The organism is Nonomuraea sp. NPDC003214, from assembly GCF_053590035.1.
Genome location: NZ_JBSFSX010000002.1, coordinates 105,349 through 131,055, shown reverse-complemented (window position 1 = coordinate 131,055; position 25,707 = coordinate 105,349). Strand labels below are relative to the sequence as shown.

General features: G+C 72.6%; 22 protein-coding genes. 9 read left to right on the top strand and 13 right to left on the bottom strand.

Annotated features, from left to right (window positions below; genetic code table 11):
- Window positions 1-81: 81 nt before the first annotated feature.
- From ACWDXC_RS05535 to ACWDXC_RS05525, 3 genes are all read right to left on the bottom strand, one after another.
- Window positions 82-2,142 (bottom strand): putative bifunctional diguanylate cyclase/phosphodiesterase, encoded by a 2,061-nt coding sequence (locus ACWDXC_RS05535; protein WP_449978364.1) that lies wholly within the window; start codon window positions 2,140-2,142, stop codon window positions 82-84.
- A gap of 130 nt (window positions 2,143-2,272) precedes the next feature.
- Entirely contained in the window at window positions 2,273-4,468 is a 2,196-nt protein-coding gene (gene ligA / locus ACWDXC_RS05530; RefSeq protein ID WP_449978361.1) for an NAD-dependent DNA ligase LigA, read from the bottom strand.
- A gap of 30 nt (window positions 4,469-4,498) precedes the next feature.
- The gene (locus ACWDXC_RS05525; RefSeq protein ID WP_449978358.1) at window positions 4,499-5,479 is read right to left on the bottom strand and encodes a methionine synthase; all 981 of its coding nucleotides are present in this window, start codon (window positions 5,477-5,479) and stop codon (window positions 4,499-4,501) included.
- A gap of 23 nt (window positions 5,480-5,502) precedes the next feature.
- On the opposite strand from ACWDXC_RS05525, the gene ACWDXC_RS05520 reads away from it, so the two are divergent.
- Window positions 5,503-6,132 carry an MBL fold metallo-hydrolase gene (locus ACWDXC_RS05520; protein WP_219501046.1) on the top strand — a complete coding sequence of 210 codons (630 nt, stop codon included), beginning with the start codon at window positions 5,503-5,505 and terminating at the stop codon, window positions 6,130-6,132.
- Here ACWDXC_RS05520 and mnmA read toward each other — a convergent pair.
- On the bottom strand, window positions 6,129-7,187 hold the full coding sequence (mnmA, locus tag ACWDXC_RS05515; protein ID WP_449978355.1) for a tRNA 2-thiouridine(34) synthase MnmA: 1,059 nt from the start codon (window positions 7,185-7,187) through the stop codon (window positions 6,129-6,131). The genes ACWDXC_RS05520 and mnmA overlap by 4 nt on opposite strands.
- A gap of 58 nt (window positions 7,188-7,245) precedes the next feature.
- Between mnmA and ACWDXC_RS05510 the strand changes: the two genes are divergently transcribed.
- Window positions 7,246-8,277, top strand: a complete 1,032-nt coding sequence (locus ACWDXC_RS05510) for a DUF695 domain-containing protein (RefSeq protein WP_449978353.1) — start codon at window positions 7,246-7,248, stop codon at window positions 8,275-8,277.
- On the opposite strand, the gene ACWDXC_RS05505 is transcribed toward ACWDXC_RS05510, so the two are convergent.
- Complete coding sequence (locus tag ACWDXC_RS05505; RefSeq protein ID WP_364175965.1) at window positions 8,270-9,433, bottom strand: cysteine desulfurase family protein; 1,164 nt, start codon at window positions 9,431-9,433, stop codon at window positions 8,270-8,272. The two genes, ACWDXC_RS05510 and ACWDXC_RS05505, sit on opposite strands and share 8 nt — an antisense overlap.
- Before the next feature lie 54 nt (window positions 9,434-9,487).
- Here ACWDXC_RS05505 and ACWDXC_RS05500 point away from each other — a divergent pair, with 54 nt between their 5' ends.
- The 7 genes from ACWDXC_RS05500 to ACWDXC_RS05470 all read left to right on the top strand — a co-directional run bounded on the left by ACWDXC_RS05500 (window position 9,488) and on the right by ACWDXC_RS05470 (window position 15,215).
- Complete coding sequence (locus tag ACWDXC_RS05500) at window positions 9,488-9,988, top strand: TetR/AcrR family transcriptional regulator (RefSeq protein ID WP_449978349.1); 501 nt, start codon at window positions 9,488-9,490, stop codon at window positions 9,986-9,988.
- A gap of 81 nt (window positions 9,989-10,069) precedes the next feature.
- The gene (locus ACWDXC_RS05495) at window positions 10,070-11,257 is read left to right on the top strand and encodes an MFS transporter (RefSeq protein ID WP_449978346.1); all 1,188 of its coding nucleotides are present in this window, start codon (window positions 10,070-10,072) and stop codon (window positions 11,255-11,257) included.
- A 92-nt stretch (window positions 11,258-11,349) separates the two neighbouring features.
- On the top strand, window positions 11,350-12,270 hold the full coding sequence (locus ACWDXC_RS05490) for an ABC transporter ATP-binding protein (RefSeq protein ID WP_308125623.1): 921 nt from the start codon (window positions 11,350-11,352) through the stop codon (window positions 12,268-12,270).
- Window positions 12,267-13,064, top strand: coding sequence for an ABC transporter permease (locus tag ACWDXC_RS05485; RefSeq protein WP_449978342.1), 798 nt, complete (start codon window positions 12,267-12,269; stop codon window positions 13,062-13,064). Before ACWDXC_RS05490 ends, ACWDXC_RS05485 begins: the two co-directional genes overlap by 4 nt.
- Before the next feature lie 17 nt (window positions 13,065-13,081).
- The gene (locus ACWDXC_RS05480) at window positions 13,082-14,197 is read left to right on the top strand and encodes a sensor histidine kinase (RefSeq protein WP_449978339.1); all 1,116 of its coding nucleotides are present in this window, start codon (window positions 13,082-13,084) and stop codon (window positions 14,195-14,197) included.
- Entirely contained in the window at window positions 14,194-14,799 is a 606-nt protein-coding gene (locus ACWDXC_RS05475; protein WP_449978337.1) for a response regulator, read from the top strand. Before ACWDXC_RS05480 ends, ACWDXC_RS05475 begins: the two co-directional genes overlap by 4 nt.
- A gap of 101 nt (window positions 14,800-14,900) precedes the next feature.
- Window positions 14,901-15,215, top strand: a complete 315-nt coding sequence (locus ACWDXC_RS05470) for an HIT family protein (protein ID WP_449978335.1) — start codon at window positions 14,901-14,903, stop codon at window positions 15,213-15,215.
- 42 nt (window positions 15,216-15,257) lie between these two features.
- Here ACWDXC_RS05470 and ACWDXC_RS05465 read toward each other — a convergent pair whose 3' ends face one another.
- The 8 genes from ACWDXC_RS05465 to ACWDXC_RS05430 all read right to left on the bottom strand — a co-directional run bounded on the left by ACWDXC_RS05465 (window position 15,258) and on the right by ACWDXC_RS05430 (window position 25,483).
- Complete coding sequence (locus ACWDXC_RS05465) at window positions 15,258-16,211, bottom strand: electron transfer flavoprotein subunit alpha/FixB family protein (RefSeq protein ID WP_364175949.1); 954 nt, start codon at window positions 16,209-16,211, stop codon at window positions 15,258-15,260.
- 19 nt (window positions 16,212-16,230) lie between these two features.
- The gene (locus ACWDXC_RS05460; RefSeq protein WP_449978332.1) at window positions 16,231-17,010 is read right to left on the bottom strand and encodes an electron transfer flavoprotein subunit beta/FixA family protein; all 780 of its coding nucleotides are present in this window, start codon (window positions 17,008-17,010) and stop codon (window positions 16,231-16,233) included.
- A 183-nt stretch (window positions 17,011-17,193) separates the two neighbouring features.
- Window positions 17,194-18,390, bottom strand: a complete 1,197-nt coding sequence (locus ACWDXC_RS05455; protein WP_357590322.1) for a serine/threonine-protein kinase — start codon at window positions 18,388-18,390, stop codon at window positions 17,194-17,196.
- A 36-nt stretch (window positions 18,391-18,426) separates the two neighbouring features.
- Window positions 18,427-20,202 (bottom strand): serine/threonine-protein kinase, encoded by a 1,776-nt coding sequence (locus ACWDXC_RS05450; protein ID WP_449978330.1) that lies wholly within the window; start codon window positions 20,200-20,202, stop codon window positions 18,427-18,429.
- Window positions 20,203-20,218: 16 nt separating this feature from the next.
- Complete coding sequence (locus ACWDXC_RS05445; RefSeq protein WP_449978328.1) at window positions 20,219-22,354, bottom strand: protein kinase domain-containing protein; 2,136 nt, start codon at window positions 22,352-22,354, stop codon at window positions 20,219-20,221.
- A 132-nt stretch (window positions 22,355-22,486) separates the two neighbouring features.
- A complete protein-coding gene (locus ACWDXC_RS05440) occupies window positions 22,487-22,999 on the bottom strand; it encodes a YbaK/EbsC family protein (RefSeq protein ID WP_372455342.1) in 513 nt (170 codons plus the stop codon).
- A gap of 60 nt (window positions 23,000-23,059) precedes the next feature.
- Window positions 23,060-24,610 (bottom strand): flavin monoamine oxidase family protein, encoded by a 1,551-nt coding sequence (locus tag ACWDXC_RS05435; protein ID WP_449978326.1) that lies wholly within the window; start codon window positions 24,608-24,610, stop codon window positions 23,060-23,062.
- A gap of 30 nt (window positions 24,611-24,640) precedes the next feature.
- Complete coding sequence (locus ACWDXC_RS05430) at window positions 24,641-25,483, bottom strand: M55 family metallopeptidase (protein WP_449978324.1); 843 nt, start codon at window positions 25,481-25,483, stop codon at window positions 24,641-24,643.
- Window positions 25,484-25,707: the final 224 nt, after the last annotated feature.

Genomic DNA, 25,707 nt, shown 5'->3' with positions numbered 1-25,707 from the left:
CGTGGATGGAGTTTGGACACTCACATCCTAGGGGCGTCGGCCGATCGCCTCCGAACCATTACCCGTGCGCCGGTCCGCTGGTCAGGCGGTCTGGGTGACCTCGGAGCGAAGGTCGTAGGAGGCGTCGGCGCGGCGCAGCAGCCAGGCGGTGGCGTCGGCGGCGGGCATGGGCTGGCCGAACAGCCATCCCTGGCCGACGTCGCAGCCCATCTCGGCCAGCCGCAGGGCGACCTCGTCGGACTCGACGCCCTCGGCGACCGAGCGCAGGCCGAGGGAGCGGACCAGGTCGACGATGGAGCGGACGATGCGGTCGTCGTCCTCGGACTCGGCGATGCGGCGCACGAACGAGGCGTCGATCTTCACCTCGGAGACGGCCAGCCGCTGGAGCCGGATGAGCGAGGAGTAGCCGGTGCCGAAGTCGTCGAGCGCCAGGGGGACGCCGAGCGTGGCCAGGGCCTTGATGGTCTCGTGGGTGTAGGCCTGCTCGCCGGTCAGGATGCGCTCGGTGACCTCCAGCTGGATGGCGGCGGGCGGCAGCCGGAGCTTGGCCAGGCCGGCTTCGAGCTGTTCGGGCAGCGCGGAGCCGAGCAGGTCGCGGGCGGAGATGTTGACCGAGATCGGGATCTGCAGCCCGGTGTGCCACCAGCGGGCCGCCTGCTCCAGCGCCTCGTGGATGACGTACTCGGTGAGCTGGCGCATGAGGTAGGACTGCTCGGCGAGCGGGATGTAGTCGGACGGGGCGATCGGCCCGTGCACGGGGTGGTGCCAGCGCAGCAGCGCCTCGACGCCGTGGACGGCGCCGCCGGTGAGGCCGACCTTGGGCTGGTAGTGCAGCTTGAGGTCGGCGTTGTCGATGGCGCGGCGCAGGTCGCCGAGCAGGTTGAGCCGTTCGGGCGAGTTGCGGTCCTTGTCCGGCTGGTAGAGCTCCACCCCGGTGCGGCCTTCCTTGGCCAGGTACATGGCGACGTCGGCGCGCTGGAGCAGCAGCTCGAAGTCGGGGGCGTGGTCGGGGTAGAGGGCGATGCCGACGGAGCCGTCGAGGTCGAAGGACATGCCTTCGAGCCGTACGGGCTCGGTCAGCGCGGCCCGCAGCCGGGCGGCGACCTCGCGGGCCGCGTGGGCGTCGCGGATGGACGGCAGCAGCACCGCGAACTCGTCGCCGCCCAGCCGGGCCACGACGTCGCCGGGCCGGACGGAGTGGGTGAGGCGGTGGGCGACCAGTTGCAGCAGCCGGTCGCCGACCGGGTGCCCCATCGTGTCGTTGACCTCCTTGAACCGGTCGAGGTCCAGGAGGAAGAGGCCGACCCGCTCGTCCTGGCGGGCCTCGGCGAGCGCCTCCTCGGTGGAGACGATGAGCATCTTGCGGTTGGGCAGCCCGGTCAGCTCGTCGTGCAGCGCCTGGTGGTCGCGGCGCATGGAGAGCGTGGCGGTGAAGTAAACGGCCGCGAGCGGCGCCACGAACAGCGGCACCAGCCCCGGCGAATGGCTCATGACGACGACGACCAGCGGGGCCAGGCCGAGGAGCGCGGCGTACACGAGGCTCTGCGGGCCGGCGGTGACCCGCAGGACGCGCACGATCGAGCGGCGCTCGTGCAGGGCGACCGCGCCGCTGACGAGCATGGCGCGGGCGGCGAAGTAGGCGACGCCGGACAGCGCGATGGCGAGCAGGTCGGGACCCGAGGGCACCCACGGCAGGGCGGCGCTGGGCACGATGCGGAACACGCCGAGCACCACGGCGGCAGTGGTCAGCGCTAGCGTCGACTGGGCGATGTTGAACATCACCCGGTGCCAGGCCTTGCGCGTGGCCACGCCGTTGACGACGACGGCGACGGCCTGCATGAGCGCGGCGACCGGCAGCCCGAAGTGGAGCAGCACGGCGAAGGTGAACATCGTCGACGGGTAGGTGCCGCCCACGGCGGTGGCGGACGACACCATGACGGGCCGCAGCTCACCGAGGACGACCAGGACCGCGAGCACCCAGAACAGCGGCGTGCGGACGAGCTCGGCGAACTCGGCGGTGTCGAGCCTGAGCAGGGCGACGACGAGCGCGGTGAAGCCGATCACGGTGACGCCCGCGAGGAACGCCCAGAGGGGCGTGCCGACGCGCGGTCCTGTGTCGCGGGTGTCGGTTGGGTCAGTCATCGGTAACAGAACCCCCATTAGGTCACTATGGGAGGGTACGACCTTAACCCCACTTCGCGAAACCAAGCGCGTACGTTCCGTCACGTCGCCTTCCCGGCATATACCCACCCAGCGTGTTATTAGCCCAACGCTACGTAGGCGGGGTTTCTTCCTTGAAGGCCAGCTCGGCGGCGGCTTCGGGGCCCTGTTCGAGCAGGGCGCGGAAGCCCTCGGCGTCCAGGATCGGCACCTTCAGCGAGAGCGCCTTGTCATACTTCGACCCGGCATTCTCCCCCGCCACCAGGAACGACGTCTTCTTCGACACCGAGCCGGCCACCTTGCCGCCCCGCGCGGCGATGGCCGCGCCCGCCTGCTCGCGGGTGTGGTCCGGCAGCGTGCCGGTCACCACGAAGGTGAGCCCCTCGAGCGTCTGCGGCAGCTCCTCGACGTCCTCGGGCGGCTCGTCGCGCATGCGCACCCCCGCCGCCTTCCAGCGGGTGACGATCTCGCGGTGCCAGTCGACCTGGAACCACTCCCGGATCGTCGCCGCCACGCGCGGGCCGATGTCGGGAACCTCGGCCAGCTCCTCCTCCGAGGCGTTCATGACGGCCTCGATCGACCCCATCGCCTCGGCCAGCGCCTGGGCGGTGGGCGGGCCGACGTGCCGGATCGACAGCGCGACCAGGACCCGCCACAGCGGCGCCTCCTTGGCGCGGGCGAGCTCGTCCATCAGCAGATGGGCGTTCTGGCTGGGCCGGCCGTCGACGTTGGAGAAGAACGAGACGACCTTCTCCTCGCCGGTCTTCTCGTCGAGCTTGGGCAGGCCGGAGTCCTTGTCGCGCACCACGGACCTGATGGGGACGAGCTGCTCCAGCGTGAGGTCGAACAGGTCGGCCTCGGTGCGCACCACCGGCTCCTGCGACGGGATCGGCTGGGTGAGCGCGGTGGCCGCGACGTAGCCGAGGCCGCGGATGTCGAGGGCCGAGCGCCGCGAGGCGAAGAACAGCCGCTCGCGGATCTGCGCCGGGCAGCCGCGCGCGTTGGGGCAGCGCAGGTCGGCGTCGCCCTCGCGCTCGTAGGCCAGCTCGGTGCCGCACTCCGGGCAGTGGGTCGGCATCTCGAACGGCCGCTCGGTGCCGTCGCGCAGCGCGGCGACGGGGCCGATGATCTCCGGGATCACGTCGCCCGCCTTGCGCAGCACGACCGTGTCGCCGATGAGCACGCCCTTCTTGACCACCACGGCCGCGTTGTGCAGCGTGGCCCGCTCGACCGTCGAGCCGGACACCACGACCGGCTCCATCACGGCGAACGGGGTGATCCGCCCGGTGCGCCCCACGCCGACCTGGATGTCCAGCAGCTTGGTGTTGACCTCCTGCGGCGGGTACTTGTACGCGATCGCCCAGCGCGGCGCCCGCGAGGTGGAGCCCAGCTCTCGCTGGATGCGGAACCTGTCGACCTTGACCACCACGCCGTCGATCTCGTACGCCGGGTCGTGGCGGTGCTCGCGGTAGTGCTCGATGTAGGCGTTGACGCCGTCGAGGTCGTCGACCACCTTGTACAGGTCGCTGACCGGCAGCCCGAACTCGCGCAGCCGGTCGTAGACCTGCGACTGGGCCTGCGGCTCTGCCGCGCCCTCCCAGACGCCGACCCCGTGCACGAGCATGCGCAGCGGCCGCTGCGCGGTGACGCGCGGGTCCTTCTGTCGCAGGGTCCCGGCGGCCGAGTTGCGCGGGTTGGCGAACGGCGCGACGCCCTGCTCGACGAGCTGCTCGTTCAGGATCTTGAAGTCCTCGACCGGGATGTAGACCTCGCCGCGCACCTCGACCAGGCTCGGCACGTCGTCGCCGGTGAGCCGGTGCGGGATGCCCTTGATCGTGCGCACGTTGGCCGTGACGTCGTCGCCGGTGCGCCCGTCGCCGCGGGTGGCGGCCCGCTCCAGCCTGCCGTCACGGTAGACCAGCGCCACGGCCAGCCCGTCGATCTTCAGCTCGCACAGGTAGGGGCCCGGGTCGTGCTCGGCCAGCCGCTCGGCCCTGGCCGTCCACTCCGCCATGCCCTCGGCGTTGAAGACGTTGTCCAGGCTCTCCATCCGGGCCAGATGGTCGACCTTGGCGAAGTCGCCGGCCGCCGGGGCGCCGACCTTCTGCGTGGGCGAGTCGGGCGTCTGCAGCGACGGATGCTCCCGCTCCAGCTCCAGCAGCTCGTTGAACCACGCGTCGAACTGGGCGTCGCTGACCGTCGGCTGATCCTCGACGTAGTAGCGGTAGCGCGCGTCCTCGACCAGCTCGCTCAGCTCGGCGTGCCGCTCCAGCGCGGTCACGGGCACGCCCCCTGCCTGCTCGCTCACCCCGTGCACTCCCTCCGTAGCCGCTCCAGCCTATTCGCTGCCAGGATCGTCCCGCAGCACGTCGGCGGCCCTCCGGCACGCCGCCAGCGCCGCCTTGGCGTAGGCGGGCGAAGCCCCGGCGAGCCCGCACGACGGGGTCAGCACGACCTGCCCGGCCAGCCGCTCCGGCGCGAACCCGAGCCGCCGCCACAGCTCCAGCGCCGGCTTGGCCACCACGCCCACGTCGGGCAGCCGCGCGTCCCTGCCGGGCACCACCCCGAGCAGCAGCCCGATCCCGGCCTCGACCAGCTCGCCGACGGCGTCCTCGTCGCGCCGCCTGATCAGCGACGCGTCCACCGAGACCGCCCGCACGCCGGCCCGGCGCAGCAGCGCGAACGGCGTCGACGGCGCGCAGCAGTGCACCACCGGGTCGGTGAAGGAGCGCAGCGACTCCTCCACCCGCCACTCCTCGACCGCCGCCAGCCGCCCGAACCCGGACGCCGTCGGCACCGTGCCCGCCAGCACGCCGGGCAGCCCCGGCTCGTCGAGCTGCAGCACGATCTCGGTCACGCCGGGCAGCCGCCGCCGCACCTGCACGCAGTGGTCGGCGACGCCCTGGGCCAGCGAGGCGATCATGTCGCGCACGGCCCCCGGGTCGGACAGCACCTTGTCGCCGTGGCGCAGCTCGATCGCCCCGGCCAGCGTCCACGGCCCGCACACCTGCAGCTTGAGCGGCCCGGCGTAGTCGTGGCCGACCTCCTCCAGGCCGTCGAGGTCACGCCGGAGGTGGTCGAGTGCCCGCTGGTGGTCGCGGCCCGGCCGGCCGGCGATCCGCCACCCGGAGGGCTGGACCTCGACGGGCAGGTCGACGAGCAGCGCCGCCGTACGGCCCACCAGGTCGGCCCCCACCCCCCGCGCCGGCAGCTCCGGCAGGTAGGGCAGCCCAGGCACCTCCCCGAACACGACGCGCAACGCCTCAAGATGATCCTCGCCCGGATGCGACCCGACTCCGGTGGCTCCCCACGTCAGCATGGGACAAGCGTAGGCTCTCGAAGATGAAGCTCACGAAGTACGGTCACGCCTGCGTACGCCTGGAGAAGGACGGCAAGGTCCTGGTGGTCGACCCGGGCACGTTCACCGCCGATCCGGTGCTCGACGGCGCCGACGCGGTGCTGGTCACGCACGAGCACGCCGACCACCTCGACATCGACCGGCTGGCCGCCGCCTCGCCCGGCCTGGAGGTCTGGACCTGCGCGGCCGTCGCCGCCGAGCTGTCCGGCGTGCCGGTCCGGGTCCACGTGGTGGAGCACGGCGACGACTTCCAGGCCGCCGGTTTCTCGGTCCGGGTGTTCGGCGAGTGGCACGCCAAGAACCATCCGGACGTGCCGATCGTCAGCAACGTCGGCTTTCTCGTGGACGACGAGGTGTTCTACCCCGGCGACGCGCTGACGGTGCCGGGCGTCGAGGTGCCCACGCTGCTGGTGCCCACCAACGCGCCGTGGATGAAGCTGTCGGAGATGGTCGGCTATCTGCGGGAGGTGCGGCCCGCCCGGGCGTTCTCCACCCATGACGGGCTGCTCAACGACTTCGGGCTGGGCCTGGTCGACAACTACCTGCGGCTGGAGTCGGACGTGCAGAAGGCCGACATGCGGCGGCTGAAGACCGGCGAGTCGGTCACGCTCTAGGCGGCCGAGGCGATGGTGGCGGAGCCGATCACCGTGGCGCCCGAGTAGAGCACCGCGGCCTGGCCCGCCGCCACCCCGGTCGCGGGCCGGTCGAGGTCGATGACCAGACCGCCGTCACGCTCCTCGAAGCGGCACCCGTAGACCTCGCCGTGCGCCCTGAGCTGGACGGTCAGCTCGCCGTCGGCCTCGGGGCCGTTCCACACCGGGCGCTCGCAGGAGATCGAGGTGACCTCCAGCGCCGAGCGGGGGCCGACGGTCACCGTGTTGGACACCGGCTCGATCGACAGCACGTAGCGCGGCCGGCCGTCGGGCGCGGGCCGGTCGATGCGCAGGCCCTTGCGCTGGCCGACGGTGAACCCGTGGGCGCCGTGGTGGCTGCCGACGACCTCGCCGTCCTCGTCGACGATCGGGCCCTCGGCCGAGCCGAGCCGCTTGGCCAGGAAGCCGCGCGTGTCGCCGTCGGCGATGAAGCAGATGTCGTGGCTGTCGGGCTTGTCGGCGACGGTCAGGCCGCGCCGGGCGGCCTCGGCGCGCACCTCGGCCTTGGTGGAGCCGCCCAGCGGGAAGATCGCGTGGCTGAGCTGCTCACGGGTGAGCACGCCGAGCACGTACGACTGGTCCTTGCCGGCGTCGACGCTGCGCGAGAGCACGCCGTCGACGAGCTGGGCGTGGTGGCCGGTGGCGACGGCGTCGAAGCCGAGCGCCAGCGCCCGGTCGAGCACCGCCGCGAACTTGATCTTCTCGTTGCAGCGCAGGCACGGGTTGGGGGTGCGACCGGCCGCGTACTCGGCGACGAAGTCCTCCACCACGTCACGCTGGAAGCGCTCGGCCATGTCCCAGATGTAGAAGGGGATGCCGATCACGTCGGCGGCGCGGCGGGCGTCGCGCGAGTCCTCGACCGTGCAGCAACCGCGCGCGCCCGTGCGGTGCGATTGCGGGTTGGCCGACAGGGCCAGATGCACACCGGTGACATCGTGACCGGCCTCGGCGATCCGCGCGGCGGCCACGGCTGAGTCGACGCCGCCCGACATGGCGGCAAGCACACGCATTCCCATGACCATCCCAGCGTACTTGCTGTGCGACCCGCGGCAGCCGTCTGGGAGTATCTACGGCATGCGACTGTTCGGGCGCAAGAACGGCGAGGACGACTCCGCCGAGCGCATCGCGGAATTCTGGCGGTGGTGGGAGGAGGCCCGTCCCGGGCTCGACGCGAAGGTGGCCGCCGGCGACCGCGCCTCGCTCGCCGAGACGCTGGCCCCGGCCGTCAGCGCGCTGCACTCCGGCCTGGTCTGCGAGGTGGCGCCGGGCCGCAACGCCGTCCACGCGCTGGTCGTGACCGCCGCCGGTGACGCCGAGCTGCGGCCGCTGGCCCACCGCTGGGCGCTGGCGGCGCCGCCTGCCGACCTGGTGTGGGAGTTCCACCCGTCGCGGCAGGCCAACCCGCAGGCGGGTGAGCTCACGCTGGAGGCGGGCGGTTACGAGCTCGGGGTGGGCAAGCTGATGCTCGGGCTGCGGGTGCCGCGCGGCGCGCCCCGGGTCGACGTGTCGGCCTACCACCCGATCTTCTCCGAGCTGGACGACGACGCCCGGCTCGACGCGGCGCTGCTGGCGCTCGACGCGGTGCTCGGCGAGGACGACGTGGCCCGCTGGGTGGGCGAGATCACCGCGGTGACGTTCCAGCCGATCGACGCGGTGCCCGCCGTCCATCTGCCCGCCGTGGTGGCCGACCTGGCCGCGGAGTTCGACGGGGAGCAGTGGGTGGCGCTGGAGGGCAGGACGGCGCGGGGCAAGCCGCTGACGGCGGCGGCCCGCTTCCCGCTGCGGCCGGTCGACTACCCGCTCTACGACGAACACCTGGCCGTCACCCTGCCCTACGCCGGCCGCGACGCCGGCAAGCTGCCCGCCGGCGACTCCGTCGAGGCGCTGCGCGACTTCGAGGAGCGGCTGTCGCGCGTCCCGGGCGCGTGGGTGCTGGCCGCCCACCTGAGCGCCGAGGGGCACCGGATCTTCCACCTCTACGCCGACCCGGCGGGCGAGGTGCGCGGTCAGGTCGAGGCGCTGGCCGCGACGTGGGGCGAGGGCAAGGCCCGCGTCGACGTCACCACCGACCCCGCGTGGAGCGCGGTGGCGGCGTTCATCAGCTGAGGCCGGCCCGGCGGGCGCGTTCGACGGCCGCCGGGAGCACCTCGATCAGCCGGTCGACGTCGGCCTTGGTCGAGGTGTGCCCGAGCGTGAAGCGCAGCGAGCCGCGGGCCGCCGCCGCGTCGGCGCCCATCGCCAGCAGCACGTGTGACGGCTGGGCCACCCCGGCCGAGCAGGCCGACCCGGTCGAGCACTCCACGCCCCTGGCGTCGAGCAGCATGAGCAGCGCGTCGCCCTCGCAGCCGGGGAAGGAGAAGTGCGCGTTGCCGGGCAGCCGGTCGTCGGGGTCGCCGTTGAGCACGACGTCGGGGACGGCTCGCCGTACGCGCTCGATGAGGTCGTCGCGCAGGGCGGTGAGGCGGCGCTGCTGCTCGGCCTGCTCCTTGACGGCGGTGCGCACGGCGGCGGCGAGCCCGGCGATGGCGGGAGCGTCGAGGGTGCCGGAGCGCACGTCGCGCTCCTGGCCGCCGCCGTGCTGGACGGAGACCGGGGTGAGGCCCCTGGCCAGCAGCAGGGCGCCGACGCCCATCGGGCCGCCGATCTTGTGGCCGGTGAGGGTGAGCGCGTCGGCGCCGGACTCGGCGAACGACACCGGGAGCTGGCCGACGGCCTGGACGGCGTCGGTGTGGAACGGGATGCCGTGGTCGCGGGCGATGGCGGCCAGGACGTGGACCGGCTGGATGGTGCCGACCTCGTTGTTGGCCCACATGACGCTGATCATGGCGACGTCGTCGGGGTCGCGCTCGACGGCGGCGCGCAGCGTGTCGGGGTGGACGCGGCCGTGCTCGTCGACCGGCAGCAGCTCGACCTGGGCGGCCTGGCTGTCGGCCAGCCACTGGGCCGGGTCGAGGGCGGCGTGGTGCTCGACCGAGCTGATCAGCAGGCGCTGCCGGGGGCGACGGGCCCAGTAGAGGCCCTTGATGGCGAGGTTGTCGGCCTCGGTGCCGCCGGAGGTGAACACGACCTCGCTGGGGCGGGCGCCGAGCGCGTCGGCGATGGTCTCGCGTGACTCCTCGACGACCCGGCGGACCTCGCGGCCGGCGGCGTGCAGGGAGGAGGCGTTGCCGACCCTGCCCAATTGCTCCGTCATGGCCTCGATCGCCTCGGGAAGCATGGGCGTGGTCGCCGCGTGATCAAGATAGGCCGACGGTCTGCTCACCCGGCTAGGGTATCTCGTTTGCTACTGTACCGTCCGGACGGTACAGTAGAGGGCATGAGAAGGGACGAGCTGCTGGACGCCGCAGAGGATCTGCTCTGCGACCAGGGCTCGGCCGCGCTGACCCTGTCCGCCGTCGCCGACCGCGCCGGTGTGAGCAAGGGCGGCCTCCTCTACCATTTCGCGACCAAGGAAGCCCTGATCAAGGGCATGGTCGAGCGGCTGATCCAGGAGTTCGACGATCTCCTGGCCGCCCAGGACGACGCCACCTACACCGAGCGCTACCTCGGCGCCACGCTGGCCGCCGTCCGTCAGGGCAGGCTGCGACGATGGGCCGTCGTCACCGGCGCGTCGGGCAACATCTTCCTGCTCGCCCCGCTGCGTGAGGCGATGGCCCGATGGCACCGCGAAGGGCTCGCCGACGAGCCCGACCCGCTCGCCTCGCAGATCGTGCGCCTGGCCTGTGAAGGGCTCTGGGACGTGGCCAGCCACGAGCCGGAGCTCAACAGCGAGAGCGACCTGAGGGCCCTGGAGGCCCGCCTGCGGTCCATGCTCTGACCTTCCCCCCTCCCCCCTTTTTCTCCTTTTTCCGTTCGTTCCCGCCCGGCTCGCGCGAGCCGGGCTTTTGTGAGGTGCCTTATGACGCGCGACCTGAGGATGGCCCGGTACGGGGCGGTCCTCACCTTCGTCCTGGCCGGTCTGATGGTGGGCACGATGACGGTGCGCATCCCCGCGCTGACCGACAAGCTCCATCTGTCGGAATCCATGGTCGGCACCATCCTGCTCGTGTGGGGGCTGGGCGCGCTGGTGACCATGCAGTCGATGCGCCGCGTCATGGCCCGCGCCGGCAGCCGGACGGTGTTGCGCGTGGGCGGGCCGCTGACCGCGCTCAGCCTGGTGGGAGTGGCGTTCGCGCCCGACCTGCCGATGCTGCTCGGCGCGGTGACGGTGTTCGGCATGGCGTTCGGCATGGTCGACATCGCCATGAACGCCCAGGGCTCCACGGTCGAGCGCGCCTACGGCCGGCCGCTGATGAACGGCATGCACGCCGGCTGGTGCGTCGGCGCGATCGCGGCGGGCGGCGTCGGCAGCCTGTCGATCGCGCTGGGCCTGTCGTTCACCGCCAACGTGGCGCTGGTCGGCCTGCTCGCGCTGCCCGTGATGATCGCCATCGGCCGGACCTACCTGCCCGAGGCCCCCGTCGCCGAGGGCGCCACGGCGGCCCGCCGCCGCATGCCGCCGGTCGTCTACCTGCTCGGCGCGCTGATGTTCTTCGCGTTCATGGTCGAGGGCACGGTCGCCGACTGGAACGGCCTGTACATGCGCGACACGATGGGCGCGCCGGAGGCCGTGGCCGCGCTCGGCTACCCGATCTTCGAGCTGGGCATGCTGATCGCCCGGCTCACCGGTGACCGGCTGCGCTCCCGCTTCGGCGTGCGCGGCATGCTGACCGTCTCCGGGCTGGCCACGGCCGGGTTCTTCGCCGTCGTGCTGGCCGCGCCCGCCGCCGTGGTGGCGCTCGGCGCGGTGTTCTTCGTCGGCCTCGGCGTGGCGACGATCTCGCCGCTGACGCTCTCGCTGGCCGGCACCGCCACCCCCAACCCGGGCCCGGCGATCGCCCAGGCCGGGGCGATGGGCTACGCGGGCCTGCTGCTGGGCCCGGTGGTGATCGGCTTCCTGTCGGACGCCACGTCGCTGCGCACGGCGCTCGGCCTGGCCGTCGTGCTGGGCCTGCTGATCGCGGGCGCCGCCCGGTTCCTGCCCCGCCGGGAGAGCGCCGAGATCACCCCGCTGCCCACCAGGACCGAGCACGCGGCGGCCGCATGACAAATGTCACCGTCTGACCCCGCGATCCTCCCGGGAGATCGCTGAGAACGCACACTGCCGGGCGGGCCACTCCGCCCGGCAGAGTGAGGTCCGTGAACACGACAGCGATCGAGGTGCGGGACCTGCACCAGAAGTACGGCGACTTCGAAGCGGTCAGGGGAATCGGCTTCGAGGTCGGCCGCGGCGAGCTGTACGCGCTGCTCGGCACCAACGGCGCGGGCAAGACGACCACGCTCGACGTGCTGGCCGGCTACGCGCCGCCGACGAGCGGCCAGGTGCGCGTGCTCGGCCACGACCCGATCGGCGAGCGCGCCGAGGTGCGCCACCGGATGGGCATCGTGCTCCAGGAGGCGGGCTTCTACAAGGACCTCACGGTCGCGGAGACCGTCGACGCCTGGCGCCGCTGGACCCCGAACGCCCTGCCCAGGGGCGAGGTGCTGGAGCGGGTCGGGCTCCCCCACCGGGCGGGCGTGCGCGTCTCCCAGCTCTCCGGCGGCGAGAAGCGGCGCCTGGACCTGGCGCTGGCCGTGCTCGGCCGGCCCGAGCTCCTCTTCCTCGACGAGCCCACGACCGGGCTGGACCCCGAGGCGCGGCGCAACGTGTGGGAGCTGATCCGCGACATGGTCGCCGAGGGCACCACCGTCCTGCTCACGACCCACTACCTGGACGAGGCCGAGCAGCTCGCGCAGCGTCTGGCCATCATGCACGGCGGCCGGATCGTCACCGAGGGGTCGCTGGCCGACGTGGTCGGCGGGCGCGGCACCCGTGTCACGTTCCGGCTGCCCGGCGTCCTGCCCGGCGACCTGCCGTACGTGCCGGGCACGGCCGGGCGCTCGGTGACGCTGAGCGGCGATGCGTACACGGTGGAGACCCACCAGCCGCAGGAGGACCTGCGGGTGCTGCTGAGCTGGGCGCACCAGCACGGCAGGGAGCTGGACGGCCTGGAGGTCCGCAGGCCGACGCTCGAAGAGATCTTCCTTGAGGTGGCAGCGGCGGAGAGGGTGGCGGCGTGAACTGGTTGTCGATGGTGTGGGCGCAGGCGCGGCTCAACCAGACGGTCCTGCTGAGGCAGCGCGGCATGGCGTTCACGGTCCTGCTGCTGCCGCTGTTCCTGGCGTTCGTCTACACCAGCGGCCCGCAGGGGGCCGAGATGGTGAACGGCGTGCCGGCCGGGGTGTTCGCGGCGGTGGGCGCGATCGCGGTGGTGCTGCCGTTCTCGTACATGACGATCGCCACCGCCGTGGTGGTGCGGCGCGAGGAGCGCGTCTACAAGCGGCTGCGCGGCAGCGCGCTGCCCACCAGCGCGATCTTCGCCGGTGACATCGTGCACGCGACCATCCTCGGGGCGGTCCAGGCGGTGATCATCCTGGTGTTCGCCATGGGCGTGGCCGGCGCGCCGATGCCGAGCAACATCCCGCTGCTGCTGCTCGCGTTCCTGCTGGGCGCCGCCGTGTTCGCCGCGCTGGCGATCGGCACGGCCGGGCTGATCCCCAACTACGAGGTGGCCCAGCTCGTGGCGCTGCCCGTGCTGTTCGTGAGCATGTTCGGCGCCGGGCTCATGTTCCCGGTGAGCGTGCTGCCCGAATGGGGTCAGCGGGTCGCCGAGATGCTGCCGCTGTCGCCCATCGTGGCGATGATGCGCACCGCGATCCTGGGCCGCGACTTCACCGCCGACGCCGCCCCCGCCGTGGGCTTCCTGGAGTCGTTCCAGGTGTCGGCCGTCGCGATCGGCATCGGCCTGCTGTGGATCGGCGTCGGCCTCTGGTCCACCCGCCGCTACTTCCGGTGGGACCCGCGCCGCGCATGACCGTCATAATGCGACGTGTGAGCGCGCCCGTCGTCAGCACCAGGGTCATCGCCGGCGTGGCGGTGGCCCTGTTCGCCGCTCCCATGGTGTTCTCCCTGGCGTCGGCGGCCGTCGCCTTCTCCACCGGCACCGCGGGCCGGTGGTGGCCGCTCACGCTGGCGATCCTGCTGGTGACGCTCCTCACGGTCAGCTACGCGCGGGTGCTCTGGGCGGCCTTCCTGGGCCGGCTGACGTGGCGGCACCGCCTCGACGTGGCCGCGATCGCGGTGATCGCCTACGGGGTGCCGCTGTTCGCCGGGGCCGGCTGGATCGGGCTGCCGATGGCGTTCATCTCGGTGGCGTCCGTGGTGTTCGTCCGGCCCGCCGTGACCTGGGCCGTCACGCTCGCCGCGATCGCCGTCACGCCGGTGCTCATCCTCCTCATCGGGATGCCGCTGCCGGTCGCCCTGTTGTACGGGCTGCTGGCCATGCCGACGATCGCGCCGATGACGTACGGGGTGGCCTGGCTCTGCCGCCTGATCGACGACCTGCGCGAGGCGCGGGCCGAGCTGGCGCGGCGGGCCGTGGACGAGGAGCGCCTGCGCTTCTCCCGCGACCTGCACGACACCCTCGGCCACACCCTGCACGCGATCGCGCTCCGCGCCGAGCTCGGCGAGCGGCTGGTCACGACCAGCCCGGAGCGGGCGGGCGCGGAGCTGGCCGAGATCCAGCGGATCGCCCGCACCTCCGTGCACGACGTGCGCGAGCTGGTGCGCGGCTACCGGGCCACGTCGCTGGCGACCGAGCTCGACGGCGTCGCCGCCGTGCTCGGCGCGGCCGGCATCCGCTGCGACAAGCCCGAGCTGCCCGCCGAACTGCCCGGCCACGTGCACGCGCCCCTCGGCTGGGTGGCGCGCGAGGCCGTCACCAACGTCCTGCGCCACAGCACCGCCACCTGGTGCGAGGTGACCGTCCACACCGAGGAGGGCAGCGTGCACCTGGAGATCGTCAACGACGGCGGCCCGAGCACCGGCCGCTTCAGCCGGGGCAACGGGCTGACCGGCCTGGCCGAGCGCATGAAGGCCGCCGGCGGCGCGCTGGAGGCCGAGTGCGGCGGCGGCCGCTTCCGCATCACCGCGTCGGTGCCGCTGTGATCAAGCTGCTCCTCGCCGAGGACCACCACCTGGTACGGGGCGCGTTCGTGGCGCTGCTGGGCATCGAGCCCGGCATCGAGGTGGTCGCCGAGACCGGCCGCGGCGACGAGGCCGTGCGCCTGGCCGTCGAGCTGCGCCCCGACGTGGCCATGCTCGACATCGACATGCCCGGCCTCGACGGCCTGGCCGCGGCCGAGCTGATCGGCGCGCAGGTGCCCGGCTGCCGCATCGTCATCGTCACCGGCCACGGCCGCCCTGGTTACCTGCGCCGGGCGATGGCGGCGGGCGTGCGCGGCTTCGTCGGCAAGGACAACCCGGCCACCACGCTGGCCAAGGTGATCAGGCAGGTGCACGACGGCGGCCGCTACATCGACCCCGAGCTGGCCGCCGACGCGCTGTCGAGCCAGGAGTGCCCGCTGACGCCCCGCGAGCTCGACACGCTCCGCGCCGCCTCCGGGGGCGCGCCGGTGTCGCGGATCGCCCGCGAGCTGAGCCTGTCGGAGGGCACGGTGCGCAACTACCTGTCCTCGGCGGTGACCAAGCTGGCCGTGGAGAACCGGCACGCCGCCGTCCGCCGGGCCCGGGACCTCGGCTGGCTCTGACACGACCGCCGGCTTCATACGGTCGTCGGCTTTAATGTGATCATGGAGAGAAACGTCCGCTTCGACGTCGACGCCTACGTGGCGCGCGTCCGGTCCTCGCCGTGCTGGTGAGCCCCAAGGCCCATCTCGAACACGCGGTGCGTGACCTGGACGATGACGCCTACCTGGCCCTGTTGGGCGTGGTCAGGAAGGTGGCGCTGGCCGTGGAGGCCGTCGTGCCGTCGGAGCGCACCTACCTGCTGACGCTCGGCAGCCAGCAGGGAAACTCCCACCTGCACTGGCACATCGCGCCGCTGCCTCCGGGCACCCCGTACGAGCAGCAGCAGTTTTACGCGCTCATGTCGGAGAACGGCCTCATCCCGTGGACCCGGGAGCAGGCGGCCGACCTGGCGCGGCGGTTGAGAGAGCACCTGTGAGCGAACCGGCGGGCCCCCGGGTGGGGAGCCCGCCGGGTCCGGTCACTTGCGCTTGTTCACCTCTTCGGTGAGCTGCGGGACGATCTGGTGCAGGTCGCCCACGATGCCGTAGTCGGCCAGCTCGAAGATCGGCGCTTCCGGGTCCTTGTTGATCGCGACGATGGTCTTCGCGGTCTGCATGCCGGCCCGGTGCTGGATGGCGCCCGAGATGCCCGCGGCGATGTAGAGCTGCGGGGACACGGTCTTGCCGGTCTGGCCCACCTGGAACTGGTGGGGGTACCAGCCGGCGTCGGTCGCGGCGCGGGAGGCGCCGACGGCCGCGCCGAGCGAGTCAGCCAGGCCCTCGATGACGGAGAAGTTCTCCGCCGAGCCGACGCCACGGCCGCCGGAGACCACGATCGCGGCCTCGGTGAGCTCGGGGCGGGCTCCCTTCTCCTGCTTGACGCGCTCGACGATGCGGGCGGCCTTGGCGGAGTCGGTCAGCGCGACCGACACCTCCTCCTCGGCACCGGCCCCGGCGGCGGCCACGGGGGCCGTCGAGTTGGGGCGCACGGCGACGATCGGGGTGCCCTTGGCCACCTTCGCCTGGACGTTCACGCCGCCGCCGAAGATCGACTGCTCGGCCACGAAGCCCTCGCCGAGGCCGACGGCGTCGGTGATGACGCCCGAGTCGGTCTTGACGGCCAGCCGGCCCGCGATCTCCTTGCCCTCGGCCGTGGCGGCGACCAGGACGGCGGCCGGCGACTGGGCGGAGACGAGCTGGGCGAGCAGCTCGGCCTTGGGCGCGACCACGTAGCCGACGATCTCCTCGGAGCCGGCCACGTAGATCTTGTCCGCGCCGTATTCGGCGAGCTTGGCCTTGGCCTCGGCGGTGACGCCGGGGCCGGCCCAGACGGCGGACGGCGAGCCGAGCGAGCGGGCGAGGGTCAGCAGCTCCAGCGTGACCTTCTTGACCTCGCCGTCGACCTGCTCGACGAGAACGAGAATCTCCGACATATCAGTAAAACCCCCGTTCTCAGATGAACTTCTTGGACGCCAGGAAGTCGACGACCTTCGCGCCGCCGTCGCCCTCGTCCTTGACGATCGTGCCGGCCGCGCGCGGCGGGGCGGCGGCGAAGTCGACGACCTGCGACCAGGCGGCGCCGAGGCCCACCTGGGCGGCGTCGATCTCGGCGTCAGCCACGGTCAGCGTCTCGACCGGCTTCTTCTTGGCCGCCATGATGCCCTTGAAGGACGGGTAGCGCGGCTCGTTGATCTTCTCGACCACGGACACGACGGCGGGCAGCGTGGCCTCGACCTTGTCGTAGCCGTAGTCGGTCAGCCGCTGGATGCTGATCGAGGAGCCGTCGACGTCGACCTTGTTGGCCAGCGTGAGCTGCGGCGTGCCGAGGCGCTCGGCCAGCATCGCGGGCAGCACGCCGGTGCGCGCGTCGGTGGACTCGGAGCCGAGGATGACCAGGTCGAACCCGATCTTCTTCAGCGCCTGCGCCATCGCGTAGGAGGTCGACAGCGCGTCGGAGCCGTGCAGCGCGTCGTCGGTCAGGTGGACCGCCTTGTCGGCACCCATCGCGAGGGCCTTGCGGATGGTCTCGGTGGCCTTGCCCGGCCCCATGGTCAGGACCGTCACCTCGCCGCCGTGTGCTTCCTTGAGCTTCAGAGCCTCCTCGACGGCATACTCGTCAAGCTCGTTCACCACGCCGTCGACCGCGTCACGGTCGAGCGTCTTGTCATCGGACCGCAGCTTGCGCTCGGTCGCCGTGTCGGGGACCTGCTTCACGCAGACGACGATGTTCATGGCCGGTGGCCGACCTCCCGTGTTCGCGTGCGCCACCGCGTCGTTGCGGCGGCGCCGGATGCATGCTGTCCAGACTGCCAGGTGCCCCGTGGCGTTGTGACATCGGGGCTCCAGCGGTCATGTTACCCATCAGTAGCTTGCGTGCAAACGCCAGCGACTCCCACCATACCGAACTTTATTCGGTCACGCGGAGAGCAGGAACACGACCCCCACCACCAGGGCCGTGCCCGCGAACAGCGCCAGCACCGGCGTGGTGAAGATCGCGCTCAACGCCACCGACAGCCCCAGCGCCCCCGCGATCCCCGCGAAGTCCGCCACGATCCGGCCCTTCCTGAACGGCCCGCGCGAATAGAGCCCGAACCCCGCGTCGATGACCACCACCAGCGTGAACGCCGACAGCAGGAACAGCGCCACCTCCGGCAGCGGCTCGCGCGCGGCGGCCGCCAGCAGCGACACGAACACCCCCGAGCCGATCAGCCAGCGCCTGCGCACCCGCTCGCGGTGCCGGGCCCTGGCGACCTCCGCCGGCTCCTTGCGGGGCAGCCGCATCTCACGGGTGGACAGGTGATGCACATCACCCGCCGCGCGCCGCCGGGAGAAGCGCGGCTTCGCCGGCGCCTCCACCCCCAGCCGCTCGCAGATGCGCGCCGCCGTCGGCCGCGCCGCCGGATCGACGGCGAGGCAGTCACGCAGCAGCGGCTCCAGCCACCCCGGCGCGCCCTCCAGATCGGGCTCGTGATGGACCACCCGGTAGGCGACCGCCGAGGCGGGCCCCTGACCGTACGGCTGCCGTCCCGTGGCGGCGTAGGCCAGCGTCGCGCCGAAGGAGAACACGTCAGCCTCCGGCCCCGCCTGGCCGCCCTCCAGGACCTCGGGGGCTAAGTAACCGGGCGTGCCGACCACCGCGCCCGACGCCGTGACCGACAGGGAGTCGAGCGCGCTCGCGATGCCGAAGTCGATCACCACGGGCACCCCGTCGGCCATCATCACGTTGGCCGGCTTGAGATCGCGGTGCACCACCCCGGCCTCGTGCATGGCCAGCAGCGCGTCGGCCAGCCCGGTGGCCAGCGACCGCAGCTCCGCCACCGGCACCGGCACCGCGCTCAGCGGCCTGCCCTGCACGTAGCGGGTGACCAGGTAGGGGCGCGAGACGTCCAGCGAGGCGTCGAGCACCTCCGCCACGTGCGGCCCGCCCACCCGGCGCATGGTCTCGACCTCACGGGCCAGCCGCGCCAGCGCGCCCCCGTCGGTCACCACGTGCGGGTGCAGCACCTTGACCGCGACGGTCCGGCCGTCGGGATCGAGCGCCAGATGCACTTCGCCGAACCCGCCCGAGCCCAGCCGCGAAAGCAACTGGTAGGGGCCGAGGTGCTCGCTCATACCCCCTACTTTCCCCCCGGGCGGCTCCGGAGACACTCACGACCAGGGTGACAGGAAGCCGAGCCCCAGATCCTTCAGCAGGTCGCCGATCAACCCGGTGATGAGGCCCACCGCGCTGTCCTGGGCGCGTTCGGTCAGCTCGTTGATCACCGTCTCGGGTGCGCGCCACGGCTCCCACGACGGGTCCTGGCCCAGCGCGAACATCACCGCGAACAGCGCCAGCGTGCCCACGGCCACGGTCGCGACCAGCGCCGCGCCCGGCGAGCGCAGGGTCGCCGTCAGCGTGCGGGTGACCGCCTTGCGCGGCGCCCCGCCGCCCGGCAGCAGGAACAGCCCGGCGGTGAACGCCCCGGCGGCGTAGGCGGCGGCCTCGTTGACGCCCATCCCGCCGCCCCAGCGCAGCACCCCCCACACGCACACGCCGAACAGGATCGACAGCGGCACCTGCGCCACGCTCACCAGCGCGGCCTTGACCAGCGCCCACGGCGTGCCGACGAGCACCAGCAGCGGATCGGCCGCGCTGCTGCCGCGCACCTGGCGGCGCTTGACCATGTCGCCGAACAGGTATTCGCCCATCCGGAACACCAGCGCCAGCACGATCGCGACCATGCTCACCACGACCGGCATCATCACGGCCAGCGCGACCAGCGACACCATCAGCAGCAGCCCGACGAACTGGCTGCCCACCAGATAGCGCTTGCGCTCGGCCGGCCTCGGCTGCGGCGGCGGCGTGTAGGGCCTGGCCGGCGGCTGAGCCGAGGGTCTGGCCGGCGGCGGCGCCGGATAGCCCGCGACCCGCTGGTCCGGCCTCGGCGCCGCCGGGGGCCGCGCCGAGATCGGCGCGGGGACGTAGGGCGGCGGCCTCTCCTCACGCGCCGGCGGGCGGCGGTCGTAGTCGACCGGCGGCAGCACGTCGGCGAACGACTCCATCACCCGCGTGCGGTTGAGCAGCCGCCTGGTGCGGCTCGGCGCCTCCGGCGGCGTCTCGTGGAACGTCGTCACCGACGGGTCCAGCGCCTTGGCCATCTTGAGCAGCTCGCGGGCGTCGGGCCGGTCCTCCGGCTCCACCTGGAGCGCCCGGCTCAGCCAGCCGCGCAGCCACACGGGCGCCTTGTCGAGCTGGGCCCGGCCCTCCATGATGTTGAAGCAGACCGCCTCGAACGTGCCCGTGCCGAACGGCGGGCCGCCCACCGCGGCGAAGAACACCGTCGAGGCCAGCGAGTGCACGTCCGCCTTCTGCGTGATGTCGGAGTCACGGATGATCTCCGGCGCCAGATAGCCCGGCGTGCCGACGAACATGCCCGTCTGGGTCAGCCGCGTGGCGTTGACCAGGTGGGCGATGCCGAAGTCGATGACCAGCGGCTCCTCGCCCACCAGCATGACGTTGGACGGCTTGAAGTCACGGTGGATCACGTCGGCCGCGTGGATGGCCACCAGCGCCTGGCACAGGCCCTGCGCCAGCTTGATGATCTGACGCGCCTCCAGCGCGCCGTCGGCCAGCACGGTCTCCTCCAGCGTGCGGCCGGGGGCGAACCGGGTCACCACGTACGGCTGGCCGCCCACGAGCTCGGCGTCGAGCACCTCCGCCACGTACGGGCTGCGCACCCGGCGCATCGTCTCGACCTCGCGAGTCAGCCGGTCGCGCGCCTTGAGGTCGGCGGCCACGTGCGGATGCAGGACCTTGACCGCGACCTCGCGGCCGTCGCCGTCGACACCGAGGTGGACAACCCCCATGCCGCCCTCGCCGATTCGCCTGACCAGACGGTAGGGGCCGAGCCGCTCCGGCGTCTGGGTGTCGCCGCCCGTGCTCATCGCAACCGTCCCCGCGTCATCCGTCGTCGCCCCCGTTCAGCTTCTCCAGCAGATCCGTCGCCGAGCCGACGTCGACCGGACTCCATACGGCCTCCCTCGCGTCGTCCCCGTACGTGCCGTAGGCGAGGATGAGGGAGAGGGCGGCCCCTGCCGCCAGGACTCCCGCCATCACCATCGCCGCTGTCCTCGAGGGTACGAGCGATGAGAGCGTCCTGCGCATCTGCCTTCCGGGGCCCTCCACCCCCGGGCCGGCGCAGACGGTCCACAGCGCCACCGCCGCCCCCCAGGCCAGCGCGTTCGACGGGTCCATCTTGACTACCACGGTGAGCAGGAGCGTAACGGGCAACCCCAGAATGAGAGCGTAAAGAACGAGCGCCAGCGTGATGCCCGCCGACTTGGCCAGCGCCTGCGGCAGCCCGAACACCCTGACCACGTCGAGGGCCGCCGCGCTGCTCGGGCGGCGCACGGTCAGCGACGGCTGGGCCAGGTCGGCGGCCCGCAGCAGCACCGCGACCGGCACCGCCACCACCGCCACCAGCACCGGGGCCAGCGCGGCCAGCACGATCATGATGATGAGCAGCATCGCGCCGGCCACCGCGTAGGCGGCCGACTGCTTGAGCGGCTGGCCCGGGAGCGCGCCCGGGATGAACGGCTCGCGCCGCGTCTGCGGCTCGGGCGGGAACTGCGCCTGCGCCGGGATGTAGGGCGGCGGCGGCACCGGGGCGCCGCGGCCGTAGTCGGGCGCCTCCGGGCGCACCCGCCGCGTCGGCACCTCGCCCTCCGGCGGGTGGACGGCGGGCGCCTGGTTCCACGGCAGGCTCTGCCGGCCCGCCTCGCGCTGCATCTGGCGCAGCTCCTCCGGGCTCACCCGGCGGGTCGGCCACGGGTCGCCCTGGCCGGGGAGAAGCGACACGTACTGCTGGTCGGCGGCCTGCGGCGGGGCGTGCGGCGGGCGTCCGTCGACGACCTGGCGCGGCGTCACGGGCGGCGTGGCGGCCTCCCACGGCTGCCGGTCCTGCCCGTGCGCCGCCACGTCGCTCCCGTACGGCCGCGACACCGGCACGTCCTGCGGCCTCTCGCTCCCGTACGGCGGCGCCCCCTGCGGGCCGCTGCCGTGGAGCGGCACCGGCACGCCCTGGGGGCCGCTGCCGTGCGGGTGTCCGGCCGGTGCGTCCTGGGGGCCCGTCCCGTACGGGGGACGCGCGGGCGGTTCCTGCGCGCCCGTGACCGGAACGCCCTGCGGGCCGGTGCCGTAGGGCGGGCCGGGGCGGTCGGTGTAGGGCGGCGGCAGGTGCTCGCCCGTGCGCGGCGGCCCGTCGGGGCGCGGCACGGTGGAGATCTGGTCGGGCGCGCCGCCCGGCGGCCTGGGCAGCATGCGCGCGGTCTGCTCGGCCAGCTCGGCCGCCTTGGGCCGCTTGGCCGGATTGCGCTGGAAGGCGGCCTTGAGCAGCGGCTGGATCGCCTTCGGGGCGGCGCTGACGTCGGCCTTGCCGGCGGTGATGTTGTAGAAGACCATCTCCAGCGTGCCCTTGCCGAAGGGCGGCTGGCCGGTGCCGGCGTAGAGCAGGGTGCCGGCCCAGGCGTGGATGTCGACCTCGGGCCCGGCCTCCTGGCCCTCGATGATCTCCGGCGCCAGGTAGCCCGGCGTGCCGATGAACATGCCCGTCTGGGTCAGCCGGGTCGCGTCGACGGCCTGCGCGATGCCGAAGTCGATCAGCACCGGCTCACCGTCGAGGATGAGCACGTTGCCCGGCTTGAGGTCGCGGTGGATGACGCCCACCGAGTGCACGGCGGCCAGCGCCGCGGCCACCCCGTAGCCGACCTTGAGCAGCGCGGGCAGGTCGAGCGGCCCGTCGTTCTTGACGATCTCGTCGAGCGCGCGGCCGGGCACGTAACGCGTCACGATGTACGGCCGGTGACCGGTCACGTCGGCGTCGAGCACCTCGGCGATGTAGGAGCTGCGCACCCGGCGCATCGTCTCGACCTCGCGCGCGAGCCGTCGCCTGGCGACCTCGTCACCGGCGACCTCGGAGCGCAGGACCTTGACCGCCACCTGCCGCCCCTGAGGGTCGGTGGCGAGGTGGACCACGCCCATTCCGCCCTCGCCGAGCCGCCTGAGCAGCCGGTAAGGGCCGAGTCGGTCATCGTTCATGGCATGAAGCACCATACCGGCTTAATCCCCGCCCACGAGATGAACCACGAGGCCACATTCCCACTCGTACAACGTCCAGAAGGGCCTCATCGGTTTCCCAATCAACGGTCTCGAATTGGCTACGGTGACCGATCAGCCGGCCAGAGGAAGCACTTCCGCCTGCTTGAGCCCCGCCAGCGTGGCCCCGGCGACGGCGAGCTTGGCCCGCCGCACCCCGGCGCCGATGACCACCTGAGGGTGCTCGGCCACGTTGACGTCCACCAGGACCGGCCAGCCGTCGGGCAGGCCGAGCGGGGTGATGCCGCCGTACTCCATGCCGGTGAGCTCGACCGCCTCCGCCATCGGGGCGAAGCTCGCCTTGCGCGCGTCGAGGTGCTTGCGCACCACGCCGTTCACGTCCACCCGCATCGTCGCGAGCACCATGCACGCCGCGTAGCGGATCTCACCGCCGCGCTTGGCGGCGACCACCACGCAGTTGGCCGACTCCTCCAGCGTCACGCCGTAGCGTTCGCAGAACGCCGCCGTGTCGGCCAGCTCCGGGTCGATCTCGGCCACCCGTACGCCGTCGAGCTCTCCCACGGCCCGCGCCACCGGCTCGGCCAGCAGGTCGGGCCGGTCGGCGGCGGGCACCCAGTGCAACGTCATCCCCAACTCCTCGGTCGCTCTCCCAGGACCTTACGCCGGTCCCGGGAGCGGCATGCGACGTCACGGCGACCGCAGCACCCGTTGGTGCAGTTGCGTGACGGCGCCGCGGGCGGACTCCATGGCCCCCGCCTGCCAGGCGGTCAGCCGGGTGAGCCAGTCACCCGCGAAGTACACCCTTCCGCTGGGGCGTTGCAAAAGAGTGAAGGACGAATCAAAGTCGGGCCAGCGCACCCAGCCGCCCTGGATGTGCTCCTGGCGTTCCCAGGCGATGGAGACGCTGGACAGCACGCCGGTGCGGTACTTCTCGCCGTGGATCTTCTTGCCCTGGGTGAGCGCGCGGCGCCTGCGGTCCTCCGGCGTGAGCGCGCCGTAGAGCTCGGCGTGCGCGTCGGTGTTGTAGTAGCCGACCACGATGCCGCGCTCGGCGTGGTAGTCGTGCGACGGGTACCAGATGTGGGTGATGTCCAGGTCGGTCTCGGTGACGCCGCCGTAGATCCGGTCCTCCAGCTCCCACCAGCGGCTCGCGTACTCCAGGCCGATCTTGCCGGCGGCCACGGGGACGGGCCGCCGGAGCGCGGCGGTGACGGGTTCGCCCAGGTTGTGGGGGATCTTGGCCAGCAGGTGCGGCGGGAGGGTGGCGACGCAGTAGTCGGCCTTGACGCTGCCGCCGGCCCAGGCGACCTCGACGCCGTCGGGCAGGTCGGTGATGCGGGTGACGCGGGCGCCGGTGGTGATCCGATCGGCGCCGACGGCCGCGACGAGCCGGTCCACGATCGCGTCCATGCCGCCGACGGGCTGGAACATGGGGGTGGCCTGGTCGTACCCGAAGTCGTTGGTGATCGCGCGGCCGGTGCCGGCGGCGAGGACCTGGTGCAGGGTGCCGGGCGGGGCGAGCGGGGTGCCGCCGTCCAGCGCCGGATATTTCACGAAACCGCGCCTGCCGGACCCCTCGTACTCCAGCCGCGGCCCCAGGTCCCCGAACCGGCGCAGGAAGTCCAGCAGCACCTCCTGGTCGCCCTTCGACACCTTCCTGTCGAGCGCGCCGACATGGGTGGCCTTGGCGAGCAGCTCGGCGATGTATCCGTACATGTCGGCACGGGCCGTCCCGGACCGCACCGTCTGGCCGTTCGTGTGCACGTACGTCTGCGCGCTGCGGTTGACGAACGTCTCGATCGGGACGCCCAGCTCGCGGCAGTAGTCCATCGTGACCATCCACGGCGCGATCCGGGCCGGACCGGCGTTGAAGTAGCTCCCCTCGCCGAACCGCACCGCCTGCGCCGGCCCGTTCAGCTCGGTCAGCCGGTCGCCGCCCCTCAGCGTCAGGCTCCGCCCGCCCGCCTTGGGCCTGGCCTCCAGCAGCGTGCAGTCGTAGCCGGCCTTCCCCAGCTCGTACGCCGCCACCAGCCCCGCCACGCCCGCGCCCAGGATCACCACCTTCGCCGCCGCCCGGCCCTGAAGGGAGAAATCACTCTTCCTGGGCGGCGTGAACGCCTTGTCCTGCTCCGCCGGCGCCAGCCCCAGCGCGCCCATCGCCGCGTACATGGCCCCGGCGCCGCCCGCCGCACCGATCCCGACCAGCAGCCCGCGCCTGGTCAGCGCCGCGCCGTCCATCACACCTCGCCGCCGTCCCCGGTCCGTCGATCAGCCGTACGGGCCACTGCCGCACGCCACCTGACCGCCGATGGTGGCGAAGATGCCGAACAGCGCCATGATCTGGGTGTAGTCGTCCGTCGTGAACTCCGTGTGGCGAGGCCCCACCGTCTTCACCCCGGGAACCAGCGCCACGGCCGCCGCGATGGCCGTGGAGTTCCATTCCACCCCCAGCGTGTACGGAGCCTCCAAGGTGTAAGGCGTGAAGTCGCTCAACCGGTTGAGCGCCCTGACCGTCGCCTCACGAATCCGCTGCTGCGCGACGCTCGGCGGCAGCAACTCGGCCGAGAACTTCCCGATCCCCTTCTTGACCGCCACCGTCTCCACATCGCCCAGCAGCTCCCGCGCCTCCTCACCCACGGCCTCGTCACCGGTCACCACCACCACCGGGACCCCGTGGTAACCGGCGCATGCCGCCACCACCCGCGTCTCGCCGCACACCTCGCCGTTCAGGTACAAGTTCTGGATCTCCTTGCCCATCCACGTATGGTTGAGCACCCCGTCCGCCACGCCCGCCCGCGCGTGGTAGCCCACGAAACAGGCCGCCGCGAACGAGCCGTCCAGGCCCTGCGCCATCCGCTGCGACTTCCCCGGGCCCCGGATCAGGCTCGCCCTCGGGTCGAGCAGATCGATCCGCAGGTTCTTCGTCGACCCGTGCGCGTCGTTGACCAGCACGCTCTCCGCCCCGGCCGCGAACGCCCCGTCGATCGCCGCATTGGCGTCGGCGGTCATCAGCTCACACCCGCGCTCGTAGCCGCGCTGCCCGGCGTGCATCTCCTCCGGGTCCGTCAACCCGGTCACGCCCTCCATGTCAACGGACAGATATACCTTCACGCCTTGCTTTCCTCTCCGCTCCCGAACCCGCCCACAGGCCCAGCCGGCCTAGCATCGCACCCCGGCCCCCAACACACCCACCCCACACCAGACCGCACCACCGCAAACCGCCCCCACGGGCGCGGGCGCATCCCGCATGCCCGAGGCGACAACGGCGCTGGAAGGCACGCGACACCCGGGCCGGCCTGCCCCGGACGCGGGCCGACCCCGCCGCGAGCGCGCCG

Coding starts and splice junctions, on each gene's coding strand:
- ACWDXC_RS05495 (WP_449978346.1), top strand. CDS start 10,070: ATGACGCGCGACCTGAGGATGGCCCGGTACGGGGCGGTCCTCACCTTC.
- ACWDXC_RS05460 (WP_449978332.1), bottom strand. CDS start 17,010: ATGAACATCGTCGTCTGCGTGAAGCAGGTCCCCGACACGGCGACCGAG.
- ACWDXC_RS05435 (WP_449978326.1), bottom strand. CDS start 24,610: ATGGACGGCGCGGCGCTGACCAGGCGCGGGCTGCTGGTCGGGATCGGT.
- ACWDXC_RS05520 (WP_219501046.1), top strand. CDS start 5,503: ATGAAGCTCACGAAGTACGGTCACGCCTGCGTACGCCTGGAGAAGGAC.
- ACWDXC_RS05525 (WP_449978358.1), bottom strand. CDS start 5,479: ATGCTGACGTGGGGAGCCACCGGAGTCGGGTCGCATCCGGGCGAGGAT.
- ACWDXC_RS05450 (WP_449978330.1), bottom strand. CDS start 20,202: ATGAGCACGGGCGGCGACACCCAGACGCCGGAGCGGCTCGGCCCCTAC.
- ACWDXC_RS05440 (WP_372455342.1), bottom strand. CDS start 22,999: ATGACGTTGCACTGGGTGCCCGCCGCCGACCGGCCCGACCTGCTGGCC.
- mnmA (WP_449978355.1), bottom strand. CDS start 7,187: ATGGGAATGCGTGTGCTTGCCGCCATGTCGGGCGGCGTCGACTCAGCC.
- ACWDXC_RS05445 (WP_449978328.1), bottom strand. CDS start 22,354: ATGAACGATGACCGACTCGGCCCTTACCGGCTGCTCAGGCGGCTCGGC.
- ACWDXC_RS05535 (WP_449978364.1), bottom strand. CDS start 2,142: ATGACTGACCCAACCGACACCCGCGACACAGGACCGCGCGTCGGCACG.
- ACWDXC_RS05510 (WP_449978353.1), top strand. CDS start 7,246: ATGCGACTGTTCGGGCGCAAGAACGGCGAGGACGACTCCGCCGAGCGC.
- ACWDXC_RS05455 (WP_357590322.1), bottom strand. CDS start 18,390: ATGAGCGAGCACCTCGGCCCCTACCAGTTGCTTTCGCGGCTGGGCTCG.
- ACWDXC_RS05500 (WP_449978349.1), top strand. CDS start 9,488: ATGAGAAGGGACGAGCTGCTGGACGCCGCAGAGGATCTGCTCTGCGAC.
- ACWDXC_RS05465 (WP_364175949.1), bottom strand. CDS start 16,211: ATGTCGGAGATTCTCGTTCTCGTCGAGCAGGTCGACGGCGAGGTCAAG.